The organism is Pseudomonas extremorientalis (assembly GCF_001870465.1).
GTDB classification, from domain to species: domain Bacteria; phylum Pseudomonadota; class Gammaproteobacteria; order Pseudomonadales; family Pseudomonadaceae; genus Aquipseudomonas; species Aquipseudomonas extremorientalis.
On the sequence record NZ_MDGK01000058.1, the window covers coordinates 121,822 to 133,606 of the forward strand.

Here is an 11,785-nt window from a genome sequence, read left to right on the forward strand (position 1 = left end):
GCTACTTGCATGCCACCGACCAGAGCTGGTCCAGCTTGGTGGTGTAGCTCTGGCTCATCATTTCCCGGCGCATACCCCAGTCGGGGTTCGTTGGCACGCTGGCCGAACGGAGCGTTCCCTTTCCCCATCGATCGTTGATTTGGTCCAGCACTGACATTACTCGCGTCGCTTCTGCCGGCTGCGAGACTGCGAACAGATCATCGGTATACTCGCCAGGCTGGCAGAGGTTTATCAGCATCACCTCGGCCTTGCTGTACTTGAATCCTGGCCGGAAAATATGGTCCAGCGCATCAACGGCAGCTTTGGTGAGCAGCCGAACGTCATCGGTTGGATACGGCATGTCCACCACCACCCCGTTCGCATACTTCGCCTCGTCCGGGTTGAACATGCCGGTGCGTATGCACACTCGGACCTTCTTGCAGAGCGAGTTCTGGGCGCGGAGCTTTTCAGAGGCTCGCATCATATAGGTGGCCACCGCCTCTTTGATGGGTGCCAGCTCTGTCAGCCGCTTGCCGAACATCCGACTGCAGCAAATTTCTTGCTTTGGCGGATCGGGCTCATCCAGTTCCAGACATGAGGTACCGGCCAGCTCGCGCGCCGTCTTCTCGATGACAACGCTGAATTTCTTACGAAGCGTCCAAGGATCGGCTTTTGCAAGGTCCATTGCGGACTTAATGCCCAGGGCGTCGAGGTGAAGCTTCATTTTACGACCCACGCCCCACACCTCAGATACATCCGTGTTGCGCAAAACCCAATCACGCTTTACCGGGTCGGTGATGTTTACCACTCCTCCAGTCTGAGCCTGCAAGCGTTTCGCCGTATGGTTCGCCAGCTTGGCCAGGGTCTTCGTATTGGCAATGCCGACACCAACGGGAATGCCGGTGCAACGAAGTACTTGGGCACGGATCTGCCTGCCGAGCGCGTCAAGTTCACCGATCCCAGTGAAGTCGGCGAAGGCTTCGTCGATGCTGTATATCTCGACGGCGGGCACCATGCTCTCGATCAGCGTCATGACCCGCTCACTCATGTCCCCGTACAGGGCGTAATTTGAGGAAAACGGGACAATGCCGTGTTGCTTGAGCTTGTGTTTGATCTGGAAATACGGTTCGCCCATTTTGATGAAAGGCTTCGCGTCGTAACTTCGGGCAATGACACAGCCGTCGTTGTTGCTAAGCACCACGATAGGCGTCTTGGCTAGATCGGGCCTGAACACTCGCTCGCAACTGGCATAGAAGCTGTTGCAGTCGATCAGCGCAAATACCGGCGTATTAGACATGACTGCGTACTGTGCTGGTGATCACGCCCCAGATAGAAAGCTCGTCGCCTTCCAGCACGTAGCGTGCGGGGTACTTGGGATTTTCGGATAGCAAGATCACTTCCTTGCCACGCTTGCACAGTCGCTTGCACATAGGATCATTGTTGAGCAACGCCACCACGATATGGCCGTGGGCTGGCTCAATGGATCGATCCACCACCGCCAGGTCACCCTCAAATATTCCGGCGCCCTGCATGCTTTCGCCGGTGATCATCACCAGGTAGACGTGCGGAGCCCTGATGTTGAGTACTTCATCCAAGGAGATATGCTGCTCGATGTGATCGGCCGCAGGGGACGGAAAACCGGCAGGTACGTGAAACGAGCAGAGAGGCAGTTTTGCGCCGCCGCTGGCAATTGGACCCAGGATGTCGAAGCTCATGGTGCTGCCTTATACAAACACTGTACGGACGTACAGTTAATATCGTAGGAGGGTTTGCGGTCAATTTCGTGTAAGAGATATCTGACAAGCGGGCGCTTCAAGCTACCTCTTCGGTGTAGGCGGTACTAGCTTCCTCCACCAGCGCTCGCCACTCGCCAGTGTCGATAATTCCGCGACTTTTGAGGTCGTCAGTCATAGCCAGGCGGGTCTCGTACCTGTACTCGGGCGTCCCGCTAACAAAAGCCGGGTCATCATCAAGAGCAAGCCAGGCTCTAAGCTCGCTTATCTGTCGTATATCGAAGGTCATGACGAATTGCACACGTAAAGGTCTACCGTGTAGAGATGGTCGGTAGTGAACGGTTCCAGACACCCGACGTGTGGAGAAGTCTATGTGTGGCCGATTCGTGCAATACGAGGGAATGGCGATCTATATCGAGGAGCTAAGCCCTCAGATCGAGTTGTTCAGTGGCTATGACGCAGAGCCTATAGGTCGGTTCAACGTCGCGCCGTCGACGCGTGTGCAACTGCTGCACAGCAAAGTGGATGGCTTGCATATTGATGCTGTGCACTGGGGATGGGCGCCTTTTTGGGCGAAAGGAAAACGGCCTGATCCGATAAATGCTCGGGTTGAGACCGTGACTACGGGGAAGTTCTTCAAACAGCTTTGGCCCAGTGGTCGGGCGATCGTGCCCAGCGAGGGCTGGTATGAGTGGGTCAAAGACCCAGACGACCCGAAAAAGAAGCAGCCCTACTTCATCAGGTTAAAAAGCAGAAAGCCGATGTTCTTCGGCGCCTTGGCCCAGGTTCATCCAGGCCTCGACCCGCACGAAGGTGACGGCTTCGTCATCATCACCGCTGCCAGCGATCAGGGCATGGTCGACATACATGACCGCCGGCCATTGGTGCTTACCCCTGAACTCGCCAATGAATGGCTTGAACCTGATCTCTCGCCGGCGCGCGCGGAGGAAATCGCAAAAGAGCTATGCCAGCCGACCGAGGAGTTCGAGTGGTTTCCTGTTGGTAGAGCCGTCGGCAACGTCAGGAACCAAGGTCCAGAGCTTATAGAGCCGGACTTATCGGCTAAAAAACCACATGACGAACCCGACGGCAGTGACCCATCCTAGGGTAAGCAGAAATGAAAGACCTGCAAGCCGCTTATCCATATCGTCCTTGATCAACTGAAGATCGAATGTACTAACGGGAGTCTAGTGCAAGATCTGTCATGCTAAATAAATCCAAGACGTCGCCGATAGCATTGATAAGTGCCCCGCGTCGGGGAAGCACGCTGCTACGGATCCACGTTATGAAAGATATCTATTTGCTTGTGGAACATGGGAGAGATCAAGGCGAGGTCTATATTTTGGGTTGGTTTGATGACAAAGAAAGCGCTCGAGACATGGCGGAAGCGAAGGAATGGCAGGCCTACCGCGCCGCTTTAAACGGGGACGCCTCGTGGTCTATGCAAAATCCAATACCACCCGACCAAACTAAATATCGCCGGTTTTGGGTTCAGGAGATTACCAAATTCACTGCTGCCCAGACTCATGCGGCATCGGCGGTTCACTAGCCGAATCCCCCCTCAACCGATTGCCTGATAAAACCCGTACATATGCCTGGCAAGCTCGTAGCGCGATCAATCCTCGGTCGCCGGAGTCGGTGATGCCGATAATTCTTTGAGCATGCGCTGGGTCAAGTTGGGCTCTACGGGCTGCATGAACCACGCTGACGGCGCCGGCGGTTGCAGGCACGTTGCAGCTACTGGCTGGATCCTCGGTAAGGAGGACTGACAGCCGGACATCAGCAGTAGCAAGCTGGTCACGCAGGCGAGCTTGGTTGCGCTGGGCATCAGATAATTCCTTGATGTGTAGTTGGTCCTGGATGGCGAGCTTCTGCTCGGTGACCAAGCGCTTTTCTTGCAAGGTGCGTACCTGGGCGGTGGCGGCATTGCTGATAGCCGCCAAGTCATCCCGGTGCAGACCGGCCTGCACGGCCAGCCTCTCGCCCATGCGCCAGTACTGCACCTGCCAGGCGGCGCCAAAGCCAATGGAAACCGCCAGCAGGATTGCCGCCAGGATCTGGCCGGGCGTCATGCCAACACCTTCAGCGCCTTGTCGTACAACGCCTGCCGGTCGTCCTGCCCGGTGAGTCCACCATTGATGCGCCGAGTGATCTTCACGAACTGCCCCTGATCCGCCAAAGTGTTCAACCCACGGGTTGACCAGAACCACGCCGCCGACATCGTGGCGTGCTGTGGCAGCTCCAATAGTTCGGGGCGTGCTACCAGGTCTAGACCCAGTGCTTCGCCGCACGCGGTGTAGTTCGCCCGGCCAGTGACTTGGATCAGGCCGCGCCCACGGTACTTGGGCCCATCCCCCTTCTCGGTATTGCCCAGGTCGGAACGGCCCTCATAGCCAGCTTGCTGCGTCGTGGGGCCCCAAATTTCACGAACATGGCGCAACTGGGCCGACTCATGCCCGACCTGGGCGAGAAATGCAGCTGCGCGTCTTGCGCCGACGATGCCGTAACGGTTCATGGCCGTGTTCAGGACAGAAACAAAAACGCCGGCTTGGCGGCCGGCGTTCGGGAGGATCTGCAGCAACTGCTGCTGAGTAATTGGCATACAAGCTCCTAACGTGAATAACCCGCATGCGGCGGGTATGGATGGTGCACTGCCTCGCTACGCCAGGCTGACAACCTTGACGGGAATCGCGGCTTTCTTCGTTTTCTTGCCCTTCGCTTTGGCCTTGCCCTTTTTGCCGCCGTTGCACTCGACGGTGGTGGACCAGCCGGCTTGGGTGAATGTCTGCTCCACCGAATCCACCAAGTACTCGCCATCGACCCCCAATTTGAAACCCTGGGCATTGACCGAGCGCTCAGCAAACAAATCCGTACACCCGGGCATCTCGAGGCGCACGCCGGCAGTCGAGCGATTGAATGCTGCCAAACGCGCCTTAGCCGCGGATTCGGCGGCGGTCTTGTTCGGGTGAATATGGCGGTCGGTGTGCACCGCCGGCAGGCCGTCCGGCACGTCGTCGTTCTCCAGGGAAACCACCGATAACGTGCCCGTCTTTTTGTCCTGATGCTTGGCCGCCACGGTCTTGTGCGCGTTACGGTCGCCAAGGCGGAATTGCCAGCGGCTTACGTCGCTGCGCGTGATGGTGATCGCGCCAATCACCTTGCCGCTGGCACTCAGGCCCGCTTGGCGCTGCATCACCATCAACTTACCGTCGCCCACCTTGGCGGTGCAGTCGTACTGTTTAGCCAGGCGCGTGACAAAGCTGAAGTCAGACTCGTGGAGCTGGTCAGCCCGGGCGACCTTCGTGGCAATGGTGCAGGCGGGCGTCCAGCCATTGCGCGCCGCGATGTCAGAAACGATTTTCGACAGTGGCACGCCTTCCCAGCTACCGCTGCGGATCGATTTACCGGTACCGCGCATGTCGCTCGCCTTGCCCCGGATAACGATGGTGTCCGGCGGGCCGGATACCTCGATTTCATCGACCACATAGCGACCTATGCGCACCAGGGACGTTTCGGCATAGCCCAGGTAGACCTCGATCCCGGCGCCGCGCTTGGGGAGCGTTACCAGGCCGTCGCGGTCATCAATGCGCAACTCAAACTCGTCCGACTCCATGCCGGGCTTATCCGTGGTGCGCAACAGCAAAAGCCGATCATTAATCAGCGACGTAATGTCGGAACCATTCGCGACGATTCTAAATTGCGGAGTCATAGGACATTGGCCAATAAAAACCCGCACTGGGCGGGCTCTAGGGAAAGGGGAGTTACGTGTAACGAACGCCAGGCCTGTCTGGAAGCGGCGAGCTGAATCAATCCCACAGCGCCACTTGCTCATCCACAGGGCCAGGCAGATCCGGCAGAACAATCAGCACGCCGGTACGGTAAGGCTGATCCTCATCGGCCAGGCCCTGATTGGCCGTCAACACTGCCTCGACACTGCCCACCAGATGGCCATAGAAGTTATGGCAAATGGTGTCCAGAAGATCCCCGTCAGATGTTCTGCATATCGTCGCCATAGCGCACAAACTCCAAGGTAAACGCCTGTTTGCGGGGGATACCACCCTGCATCAGCGCGCTTTGGTCTTCGTCAATGGTCTTGAGGCACCAGGTACCCAACACAAACCCATAGCCCGTGGTCAGGGTCACCGGCTTGAGCTGGGAGCCTATCGAGCGCAATGTATTGAGCTGTTCAAGCCCACCACGGTAACCCGGGAAAATATCGCCCTTGAGCGTGATTTTCTCGTCCCCCATACCAACCGCCTGCTGGGCCGCACGGCGCGTCAGGCGCTCCTGGGAGGCCCAGCGGTACTCTGTCGAGCGGCGCAGCGAATCAAAGGCCGCCGTATCAAGGTTGAAGTAATACGGCTGCGCCTTCGGGTCCAGCGGCTGAATGATCAGCAGATGGGGGAAAGGCTTCACCGCCTCTTTCGCCGGCGTGCCGTCCGTGGCAAAGGCACCGGTCGGCAGGATATTGGCCAACGACGGGTCAATCTTGCCGGCGATCTTGTTGATCGCCGTAGCTGCCCGACCGGCCTGCTCTTTCAAGGTATCCAGACGCTCATCAATCTGCGACAGGGCGCGCGTGGCCCGGTTATAGGTAGCAACCACCTGGCCAACCTTGGCCTGGGCAGTGGCAATTCCGCGCATGACACGCTGAAGCTTTTCCCCCACGGCAGGACCAATAAACGGCAGGTCCTCCAGCTCGTTGGCCGCGCCGGTGATTTCGCTGATCGCACCGTTTACCGGCCCAATCACCCCGTCGATACTGCGCCGGCCCGCTTCTCCGGCAGAGGCCAGGTATTTCAGGCCGGACTGTAGCTGTGCCAGTGATTCCATATTCCCCCCGTTAGATATTGGGCGCGTCGTAGAGCTTGCGGCTTTCCAATTGCTGGGCGATCTCCCGTTGCTGCTGTTCCATCAGCGGCCGCAGCTGGGCCAGGATCTCGTTCGGGTCTTTCACATCGCCTTGCACCGTGAGCGTGATAGGAGCGTGAATATCTACCTTGGGCTCGATCTTCGCCGGCTGCACCTTCGCCACCACAGCCGCAGCAAGTGGCGCTGCAACCGCGTCGGCACTAGCCTGCGGCAACATCATGGAACGCGCGGCATCACCCGGATTAACCGTGCCAGGTGTTGCCGGTAAAGCGCCCTGGCCTGGATTGGTCAACATGAGAGGCCCTGTGCGCGAAGGCGTAAACGACTTGGCGATATCCCCCAATACCGGCGGGATGTCCTTGCCGGCATCCTTCATCATCAATGGCCCGGCCACGGGCATGGCCTTCTTGCTTTCGTCAGAGCCAAACATTGACTTGCCGATGGCACCGCCCAGGGCGTCACCGCCCAAGCTCCCTAGATACCCACCAATCAAACCGCCCAAGATGGTTCCGATTACCGGTACCGCCGACCCGATGGCCGCACCGGCCGCAGCGCCGGCAAGAGTGCCAGCAAGCCCGCCGGCCGCAGCGCCATAGCCTTCGGCTTTTTCGTCCTGGGTTTCAGCGTTGTCGTAAGTGTCTTTGACCTTAAAGCCGGCCTCAATTACGGCCAACACTGCCGGCCCCTTCAGGCCCGCGCCAACGCCACGGCCCGGACTTCTGCCACGGCCGCCGCCCCTGCCCTTGCCCTTCCCATCCTTACCGCCCGCGTCATCGACGCCGCCCAAATCCATGCCACCAGGCCCACCCATCGGCATGTTGGTAACAATGACTTTTTGCGGAATATTGGGATTACCCATCAACGAGCCGCGCCCAAGGTTGAGCAGGCCCTTGGCGATCTTGAATCCGCTCATAGCAGTCTGAAACGCGATCACGGCCGCCACGGCGGCGCCGATCCCAGTCACAACCCGGGGCGACTCGTCCGACAGCTTGGCGAGGCCCTGGGTGACGTAGGCCAACCCATCCGCCACCTTGTCAGTGACCGGTCGGAAGGCGTCACCAATGGCGCGCATGGCGTCGTCCATGCCCTGTGCCATTTCCGCCCATTTCTGCGCCGATGCCTGCCGGCGCTCCTCAAGGTTCTTATCAAGGATGCCAGTGGCCGAAGCCGAGTCTTTCTTGAGCTGGGCGTACAACTCTTTGTTCTGCATATAGGCCGTTAAAGCGCCTTTAACCTGCATATCCGCGAACAGATCCCCGGTACGCAAAGCCTGCTCCAGGGACGCAATCATGGCCTTGGCCTTAGCGGGATCAGTCTCCTTGCTGATCTTTGCCGTAGCGGCCGCCATCGCGGCGGCCTTCTTCGGATCCGTTGCCGCAATGTACTTCTGCGCCAACTCAAAGCTGGACTCCAGAGTTGATTTACCGTTCTGCAGGCCGGTATTCATCGACCCTTGGTAGTCAATTCCCGCGTCCTTGTAAGCCTTGAGCGTATCGCCAGAACCGATTTTCTCCATCCAGTTTTTGAGGTTGTTGGCCGCCTCATCAGCGCCGCCGGCGGTCTTCATCTGCACCTGAAGCATTGAGCCCAGTTGCGTCACCGCATCCATGCCGGTGATACCGATCTTGCCCATACCCGCCAGCAGCTCGGGGAACCAACGAGCCATGTCGGCCGCTTCAAAACTGCCCGCCTGGCCCTGATAGGCGATGGCCTCCAGCGCCTTTTGCATCACGGCCGGGTCGGAGATTTTGGCGTTCTGCCCCAGGGCGTTGATCATGCGGGCCGTTTCGCCGCCGTCCGACCCCTGGCCAATTGCAAACTTAGCCGCCACCGGTGCGTAAGACATGGCCTTATCAAGCTCCATGCCCGCCCCCACCAGGGCGTTGACCACCTCGGCCACCTGATTACGGGCCATCCCGGTATCGCGCGACGTGCCGATGATCGTTTTCGACATCTGCGCTTCTTCGGGCGTGTTGGCAATATTCGCTTTGATCGCAATGTCACGAATGATCGCGCCATAGTCCGCGCTAACCTTCGTAGGAACGGCCATCGCGGCCGTGGCCGCCGCCGCCTGGCCTATGCTGCTTTTCAACTGCTGTTTACCAGCATCGAGCTGCATATGGCCCTTGGCTTTAAGCTCAGCCTTGGTCGCGGCCTGCCCCATAGCTGCGTAAGCCTTGGTAAGGTTGCGCACCTCAACGCCCTGCTTGCGCAGGCCGTCCAGATTATTCTCCAGCTTCCGCCGTAGCGCATCAGCGCCCTTTTCGCCGGCCATGTGCGCTTTGAGCCATTCCTCGCGCAAACGCATGGTTTCGCCGATGGTCTTTTGCAGCACCCGCGCCCGGGAACCTTGTTCCTCCAGCTTCTTTATTTTGTTGCTGACGTCCTTGAACGCCGCCCCTACCGTCGAGCTGACGGCCCCGCCAATCACCAGGCCGAGAGCAAGTTTGTTCGCCATGTGCGCGCCCTATACGTCGTGTAGATCAACAGCGGCTCAATCCGTGAGCCACCACACCATCACGTTAAAGGGCATGGCCAGGATCTCGGCAGAAGAGAAACCCGTCTCTTTTGCCAAGCGCTTGGCCAGCGCCTTAAGCGTGCCCTCGTTACACGTCGTCTTCTTCAACCAGGCGAAAATAGCCCGCCTGGAGGCGCATGTAGTCCTTGTATTTGAGGGCTGTGAGTTCGGCCTCAGTAGCCATAAGCAGACTGGAAAACAAGTTCAGCTCCACCTTTTCATGGTCACCATTGCCGGCGATCTTGGCGGCTATAACATCCTTGACGCTGGGCGCGCGCATCATCAGCTTGTCGGTCACAACCCCATTGAGATTGGCCTTGTGCTTGAGCGTTACGGTAACGCCTTCGTCACTCAGGACCAGCCAGGACGGCAGCGGTGCAGTAAGAGAATCGGTCATTTCATCAATCCTTAGAGGCCCAGGGCCGAGCGTTCAGCGGCCAGCTGATCAACACCGTTGATCACCTGCACCATGTTGGCAAAGTCGATTTCGAACATCACACGCCCGTCGATCTCGAGCTTGTAGTAGGTGACGGCTACGGCGTGCTTGATTTCAGCCTTGTCGCCCGGTTTCCAATCGCCCATATCGACTTCTTTGAGCGAGCCGCGCAGGGTCACAGTTACAGACTTGACGGTGCCTTTTTGGCCCTTGAACGATCCACGGAAAACGAGGTTGCACGCGGTCTGATCCGCCAGGCCGAAGAACTTCAGCGCCTCTTTACGCACGCCGTTGGTGGTGAATGCCGCTTCCAGCTTTTCCAAACCGGTGGGCAGGTCGACCGGGCCGCTCATGCCGCCGCCCCGGTATTCCTCGGTTTTGATCGAGAGTTTGGGCAGCGTCATGGACGGCACGTCACCGGAAAAGCTCACGCCATCAGCAAACATGACGCAGTTGGTCAACATTTCAGGAATCATTGCTCGGCCCCCTTAGGCTGCTTCAAGAACTTCGGTCAGCCACTCATTGGTGACTTCGATCAGGAAATTCGGGTTCTCGGCCGGCGGCACGTCGGTGAAGCGAATGCGCCAGTAGATTTTGCCCTGCTCGATTTGGCTGGCCGTGTTGCGCTCGGTGTCCGCGTAGACCTCGAAGTTGATCACTGCGCCGGCGTTCTTCTGATCACGCATGAAGGCCTGAAGCCCCTCGGTGACGTCAGACACATAGGTTTTAGTGATCGAGCGGTCTACAGCCCACTTATGACCCGCCTGGATCGCATCCATGAGGATGTCGCAGGTGCGCACACGGGTGACGAAGGACCACTTGGCATCGGCCGAACAGGTACGGTTGCCCCACAAGCGGTAACCGCCATCGCGAATAATCGTGGTGATGTTCGCGTTATTGAGCAGGTTGGCCCGGCACGTCTCGTCGCCGTCCAAGTACTCCACCGGCCGAGTGGTACCGGTGATGCCAACAAACTCTTTGTTCGATGGTGACGCCCAGTAGCCGTACTCGGCATCGGTCCAGGCAAACAAGCCTGCCACCCAGGCCGAAGCCGGTGCGTTAACCGTCGCGCTTTCGACGGTGCTCCAGAACTGCACGCCCGGATCTACCAAGTAGATGCGCTTACTGCCGAAGTTCAGGGCGTAGGCCATGGCGGCCTCATCAGTGGTATTCGGACCATCAACAATGGCAATTGCGCGCAGCTTGCCGGCCAGGGCATCCATGGCGGTGGCAACCGCCTGCGTGGCCGAGTGCCCCGGGGCAATCAGCAATTTGGGCTGGGCGTTGTGTCGGCTCTTGCCGTCCAGCAGCGCCTGAAGGCCCGTGCGCTGCCCGTCCGTCAGAACGCCGCCGATGATGGCGGATGTTTGCAGCGCGGCGTCAGCGAGCTTAGGGACGCCAATGGCGACGATTACAGCCTTTGCCCGCACATAGATCGCCTGACAAGCCCGGGTAATTGCCGAATCGGCACCGAACGCGGCAATGGCTTCGCGCTCGGACGTGATCAGCTTCAGCTCGCCAGCCTTGGCACTACCGCCACCGAGTACCCCTGGGGTGAAGGTGTCGCAAAGGCCGATGATCGAGGACGATGGGAGCGAGATAGTGCGCGGCCCCGTGTCGATCAGCGAAGTGGTGATACCGTGAAAGAAACTCATAGGGCTCAATCTCCAGATACGAAAAAACCCCGCATAGGCGAGGCCGTAGGTTGTTCGTGTTACGCGTAACGGAAAAGAAAACGCCCCGTCGATGCGGGGCGTTACTCGGTGCTGCCAGCCAGCCAGACCGGCTGCGTCGGGCGATCAGAAGCGCCCGGGAATAACTCGGAATCAGGCCAGTCGCGCAGATCCAGGCGATAGCGCTGCAATTGCTGATACTGCTCAGCGCGCAAGGTTGTGGGGCGATCAGCCTCAAGCTCGTCGCGGTGGCGCGTAACCAGGCTATCAGTGGCTTTCAACTGACGATCACGCCAAGCGCGCTCCTGCCCCCGCGCATCATCCGGCGAAACCTCGGGAGTGACCCAGGCCGGGCGACCATCAGCATCACTACCACGACGCATGCCAGGAGGCGGCGACTTCTGGCCAAAGTTCTGCCAATCGTCCTCTGTCACCTCCACAACATCTGGCGGCCAAGTACCCGCAGCGTCATAAGCTGATCGCTCAGACAAGAACAAAAAGCCGCAATCTTGCGCGCTGTAATAAATGACTTCGGACCTGACTAGCTCCGGCACTTCTTCTTCATTGGCCATAC

Annotated in this window: 14 protein-coding genes; 2 read left to right on the forward strand and 12 right to left on the reverse strand. The window is 58.8% G+C overall.

The genetic code is table 11. The features are described from left to right. Position 1: 1 nt before the first annotated feature. Together umuC and BFN10_RS24220 are read right to left on the reverse strand one after the other, a co-directional pair. The gene (gene umuC / locus BFN10_RS24215; RefSeq protein WP_071491815.1) at positions 2–1,276 is read right to left on the reverse strand and encodes a translesion error-prone DNA polymerase V subunit UmuC; all 1,275 of its coding nucleotides are present in this window, start codon (positions 1,274–1,276) and stop codon (positions 2–4) included. Further along, on the reverse strand, positions 1,269–1,694 hold the full coding sequence (locus tag BFN10_RS24220; protein WP_071491816.1) for a LexA family protein: 426 nt from the start codon (positions 1,692–1,694) through the stop codon (positions 1,269–1,271). The genes umuC and BFN10_RS24220 overlap by 8 nt, the downstream gene beginning before the upstream one ends. Before the next feature lie 389 nt (positions 1,695–2,083). Between BFN10_RS24220 and BFN10_RS24230 the strand changes: the two genes are divergently transcribed. Both BFN10_RS24230 and BFN10_RS24235 read left to right on the forward strand, forming a co-directional pair. After that, positions 2,084–2,818: an SOS response-associated peptidase family protein gene (locus tag BFN10_RS24230; protein WP_071491818.1), complete on the forward strand. Its 735-nt coding sequence runs from the start codon at positions 2,084–2,086 to the stop codon at positions 2,816–2,818. A gap of 179 nt (positions 2,819–2,997) precedes the next feature. Then, on the forward strand, positions 2,998–3,261 hold the full coding sequence (locus BFN10_RS24235; protein WP_071491819.1) for a hypothetical protein: 264 nt from the start codon (positions 2,998–3,000) through the stop codon (positions 3,259–3,261). Here the strand turns inward: BFN10_RS24235 and BFN10_RS24240 are convergent. The 10 genes from BFN10_RS24240 to BFN10_RS24285 form a co-directional block, all read right to left on the reverse strand. Next, entirely contained in the window at positions 3,221–3,784 is a 564-nt protein-coding gene (locus BFN10_RS24240; RefSeq protein ID WP_083351470.1) for a lysis system i-spanin subunit Rz, read from the reverse strand. The genes BFN10_RS24235 and BFN10_RS24240 overlap by 41 nt on opposite strands. Next, a complete protein-coding gene (locus BFN10_RS24245) occupies positions 3,781–4,314 on the reverse strand; it encodes a glycoside hydrolase family 19 protein (RefSeq protein ID WP_071491820.1) in 534 nt (177 codons plus the stop codon). The genes BFN10_RS24240 and BFN10_RS24245 overlap by 4 nt, the downstream gene beginning before the upstream one ends. Before the next feature lie 57 nt (positions 4,315–4,371). Next, on the reverse strand, positions 4,372–5,421 hold the full coding sequence (locus tag BFN10_RS24250; RefSeq protein ID WP_071491821.1) for a phage late control D family protein: 1,050 nt from the start codon (positions 5,419–5,421) through the stop codon (positions 4,372–4,374). Between the two features lie 97 nt (positions 5,422–5,518). After that, positions 5,519–5,725 (reverse strand): tail protein X, encoded by a 207-nt coding sequence (locus BFN10_RS24255; protein ID WP_071491822.1) that lies wholly within the window; start codon positions 5,723–5,725, stop codon positions 5,519–5,521. Next, the gene (locus BFN10_RS24260; RefSeq protein ID WP_071491823.1) at positions 5,700–6,545 is read right to left on the reverse strand and encodes a phage tail protein; all 846 of its coding nucleotides are present in this window, start codon (positions 6,543–6,545) and stop codon (positions 5,700–5,702) included. Before BFN10_RS24260 ends, BFN10_RS24255 begins: the two co-directional genes overlap by 26 nt. Before the next feature lie 10 nt (positions 6,546–6,555). Further along, positions 6,556–9,042: a phage tail tape measure protein gene (locus BFN10_RS24265; protein WP_071491824.1), complete on the reverse strand. Its 2,487-nt coding sequence runs from the start codon at positions 9,040–9,042 to the stop codon at positions 6,556–6,558. Between the two features lie 148 nt (positions 9,043–9,190). Beyond that, the gene (locus BFN10_RS24270) at positions 9,191–9,499 is read right to left on the reverse strand and encodes a phage tail assembly protein (protein WP_071491825.1); all 309 of its coding nucleotides are present in this window, start codon (positions 9,497–9,499) and stop codon (positions 9,191–9,193) included. Positions 9,500–9,510: 11 nt separating this feature from the next. Then, a complete protein-coding gene (locus BFN10_RS24275) occupies positions 9,511–10,014 on the reverse strand; it encodes a phage major tail tube protein (RefSeq protein ID WP_071491826.1) in 504 nt (167 codons plus the stop codon). Positions 10,015–10,026: 12 nt separating this feature from the next. Then, positions 10,027–11,193 carry a phage tail sheath subtilisin-like domain-containing protein gene (locus tag BFN10_RS24280; protein WP_071491827.1) on the reverse strand — a complete coding sequence of 389 codons (1,167 nt, stop codon included), beginning with the start codon at positions 11,191–11,193 and terminating at the stop codon, positions 10,027–10,029. 101 nt (positions 11,194–11,294) lie between these two features. Continuing rightward, positions 11,295–11,783 carry a tail fiber assembly protein gene (locus tag BFN10_RS24285; RefSeq protein ID WP_083351471.1) on the reverse strand — a complete coding sequence of 163 codons (489 nt, stop codon included), beginning with the start codon at positions 11,781–11,783 and terminating at the stop codon, positions 11,295–11,297. Positions 11,784–11,785: the final 2 nt, after the last annotated feature.

Bases quoted from the DNA above. Each gene is read 5' to 3' on its own strand.
- umuC (WP_071491815.1), bottom strand. From the start codon at position 1,276: ATGTCTAATACGCCGGTATTTGCGCTGATCGACTGCAACAGCTTCTAT.
- BFN10_RS24220 (WP_071491816.1), bottom strand. From the start codon at position 1,694: ATGAGCTTCGACATCCTGGGTCCAATTGCCAGCGGCGGCGCAAAACTG.
- BFN10_RS24230 (WP_071491818.1), top strand. From the start codon at position 2,084: ATGTGTGGCCGATTCGTGCAATACGAGGGAATGGCGATCTATATCGAG.
- BFN10_RS24235 (WP_071491819.1), top strand. From the start codon at position 2,998: ATGAAAGATATCTATTTGCTTGTGGAACATGGGAGAGATCAAGGCGAG.
- BFN10_RS24240 (WP_083351470.1), bottom strand. From the start codon at position 3,784: ATGACGCCCGGCCAGATCCTGGCGGCAATCCTGCTGGCGGTTTCCATT.
- BFN10_RS24245 (WP_071491820.1), bottom strand. From the start codon at position 4,314: ATGCCAATTACTCAGCAGCAGTTGCTGCAGATCCTCCCGAACGCCGGC.
- BFN10_RS24250 (WP_071491821.1), bottom strand. From the start codon at position 5,421: ATGACTCCGCAATTTAGAATCGTCGCGAATGGTTCCGACATTACGTCG.
- BFN10_RS24255 (WP_071491822.1), bottom strand. From the start codon at position 5,725: ATGGCGACGATATGCAGAACATCTGACGGGGATCTTCTGGACACCATT.
- BFN10_RS24260 (WP_071491823.1), bottom strand. From the start codon at position 6,545: ATGGAATCACTGGCACAGCTACAGTCCGGCCTGAAATACCTGGCCTCT.
- BFN10_RS24265 (WP_071491824.1), bottom strand. From the start codon at position 9,042: ATGGCGAACAAACTTGCTCTCGGCCTGGTGATTGGCGGGGCCGTCAGC.
- BFN10_RS24270 (WP_071491825.1), bottom strand. From the start codon at position 9,499: ATGACCGATTCTCTTACTGCACCGCTGCCGTCCTGGCTGGTCCTGAGT.
- BFN10_RS24275 (WP_071491826.1), bottom strand. From the start codon at position 10,014: ATGATTCCTGAAATGTTGACCAACTGCGTCATGTTTGCTGATGGCGTG.
- BFN10_RS24280 (WP_071491827.1), bottom strand. From the start codon at position 11,193: ATGAGTTTCTTTCACGGTATCACCACTTCGCTGATCGACACGGGGCCG.
- BFN10_RS24285 (WP_083351471.1), bottom strand. From the start codon at position 11,783: ATGGCCAATGAAGAAGAAGTGCCGGAGCTAGTCAGGTCCGAAGTCATT.